Below are 2,108 nucleotides of genomic sequence, written 5' to 3'. Positions count from 1 at the left end.
TTCCCGACCGTACGCGGGATATTTGGAGCCCTTAGACCTTGGCCAGGGGAGGACGTAACACCCGCCGATCATGCGCATGCGCGGGGCAGTCCTTGCACTGTTGCATTTGGTTTGCTTGCACCTTGCATTACGCCCCCTTGAACCTCTTGGCGCTTGGTCGGGGATCTTGAGTCGTTACGGTTTGGCTTTCATTCTTCGGGGTGTATTTCAAAGTCATGTCCGCTAGCTTCAACTTGGCGAGCCAGAGCAACGGCATCCCGGAGATTCACGCGCAACATGGCTAAACCACCAAGGGGTCAAAAGGGGACAGACCACGTTTTTTCTGTAGAAATGTTCTCATGTATCCAGGCCGGATCAAGGTCTGCGCCGTTCGGCCAGGTCAGTACGCCCAATTCGATGCGCACCGCATGGAAAAACTCGGGGTCAGCAAGTGGGCCAAAAATTCCGGGCCTGTCCGTGGTCTGAACGGATGAACAGTCGATCACGCCGCAGCTACCATCTCGAAATGTCACGGCCAAGCGGTAATCGGGCAAAACAGAAACCGCATGAATACGCCAAGGAGCGGCGGGTGTTACTCCAGCGGCTGGATTCTCTTGGGTTGTTGTCTGGTTTGGCATAGATCCCAATCCTCCATCAATTCGCGGCGATGCTCGATCGCCCATTCAATCGTCAGGCTCAGCGCCCGTCTTGGCAGACGACCGACAAGCACTTCCAGCGTACGGATGTCGATCTGTGCCTCGTATTCGCCATACATCGCATGAAAATGTGGCGGCGCATGCTCTCGCCAGAACATCTGGATGACGATTCCAAAGAATTGGCTAATGGTGGGCATCAGTGATACTAAACCTGGATGGAATGTTATGGAATCCGGGGAAACATCAAATGTCGAATCGTCTGTGGTCCCGGATTCCACGTTCGCTCCATCCGGGCTACGAGCTACGACCCTCCGTCGTATCCCTCGCCCGCCACCCCTGCTCACCCCGGCAACGGATCCGGATTCCCCAGCGCCGTCGTGTTCAGCCCGCCATCGACATACATGATCTCGCCCGTGATCGCGCTCGCCAGATCCGAGAGCATGAACGCCGCAGCGTTGCCGACTTCGTCGATGGTGATGTTGCGGCGTAGCGGGGCGTTGTGGGCGTTGTAGGCGAGCAAACGCGAGAAATTGCCGATCCCTGAAGCGGCCAGCGTCTTGATCGGGCCGGCCGAGATGGCGTTGGCGCGGATTCCCTGCGGGCCGAGGCAGAAGGCGAGGTAGCGCGTGGCGGCCTCAAGGCTGGCTTTGGCCAGACCCATGGTGTTGTAGTTCGGCAGGGTCCGTTCGGCGCCGAGGTAGGAGAGCGCCAGCAGGGCAGGGTTGCGGCCTTTCAGGAGCAGTGGCCGGGCGGCCTTGGCCAGCGCCGGGTAGCTGTATGACGACACGTCGTGCGCGATGCGGAAGGCGTCGCGCGTGATGCCGTCGAGGAAGTCGCCTTCGATCGCTTCGCCGGGGGCGTAGGCGATCGAATGGACGAGCCCGTCGAGCCCCTCCCACTGCGTGGCGAGGTCGGCAAAAAGCTGGTCGATCTGCGCGTCCTCGGCGACATCGCACGGGTAGATCAGCGTGCTGCCAAATTCCCTGGCGAACTTGGCGACGCGATCCTGAAAGCGTTCGCTCTGGAAGGTGAAAGCCAGCTCGGCGCCTTCCCGGTGGCACGCCCTGGCGATGCCGTAAGCGATCGAGTGTTTGGACAGCACACCGGTGATGAGGATGCGCTTGTCGGCGAGGAATCCCATGGCTACTCCTGTAACTGAATTTTGGCTGGGTTTGGTGATCTGGTTCGAATCAGCTTAACCTGCACATTATAAAGGAGTTGCCCCAGGCGCCGGCGATTGTCGGGCGGGCGGGGGCGGTGCGATTGAAAGTGGTGGGCAAAAAGGCCTAAGCGGCTTGGGCACGATCGTAGGTCGGGTTAGCGTAGCGTAACCCGACATTCCCTGCCACCGGATGCCTCGAGCGGCGGGTTACGGCCTTCGGCCTAAGGTGATTCACACGAAAGAAGATCCGGCATTATGGAGCACACACCCCCAGCGTCTGACCCCCAGGGCGACGAAAATTCTCTTGTTTT

At 59.5% G+C, this 2,108-nt stretch carries 3 protein-coding genes; all 3 read right to left on the bottom strand.

Annotated features, from left to right (window positions below):
- Positions 1-296: 296 nt before the first annotated feature.
- Positions 297-617: a DUF2442 domain-containing protein gene (locus ACCAA_RS04530; protein WP_186406056.1), complete on the bottom strand. Its 321-nt coding sequence runs from the start codon at positions 615-617 to the stop codon at positions 297-299.
- Positions 572-832 (bottom strand): DUF4160 domain-containing protein, encoded by a 261-nt coding sequence (locus ACCAA_RS04525; RefSeq protein WP_186406055.1) that lies wholly within the window; start codon positions 830-832, stop codon positions 572-574. The genes ACCAA_RS04530 and ACCAA_RS04525 overlap by 46 nt, the downstream gene beginning before the upstream one ends.
- 143 nt (positions 833-975) lie before the next feature.
- On the bottom strand, positions 976-1,776 hold the full coding sequence (gene fabI, locus ACCAA_RS04520) for an enoyl-ACP reductase FabI (RefSeq protein ID WP_186406054.1): 801 nt from the start codon (positions 1,774-1,776) through the stop codon (positions 976-978).
- Between the last annotated feature and the right edge of the window lie 332 nt (positions 1,777-2,108).

Origin of the sequence: Candidatus Accumulibacter aalborgensis, from assembly GCF_900089955.1 — a bacterium.
In the GTDB taxonomy this organism is placed as follows: Bacteria; Pseudomonadota; Gammaproteobacteria; order Burkholderiales; family Rhodocyclaceae; genus Accumulibacter; species Accumulibacter aalborgensis.
Note: the sequence above shows the minus strand (reverse complement) of the source record. Positions and strands in the feature narration are given on the sequence as shown.

What these genes read in the sequence shown, in the direction of transcription:
- fabI (WP_186406054.1), bottom strand. Translation starts at nt 1,776, where the DNA reads ATGGGATTCCTCGCCGACAAGCGCATCCTCATCACCGGTGTGCTGTCC.
- ACCAA_RS04525 (WP_186406055.1), bottom strand. Translation starts at nt 832, where the DNA reads ATGCCCACCATTAGCCAATTCTTTGGAATCGTCATCCAGATGTTCTGG.
- ACCAA_RS04530 (WP_186406056.1), bottom strand. Translation starts at nt 617, where the DNA reads ATGCCAAACCAGACAACAACCCAAGAGAATCCAGCCGCTGGAGTAACA.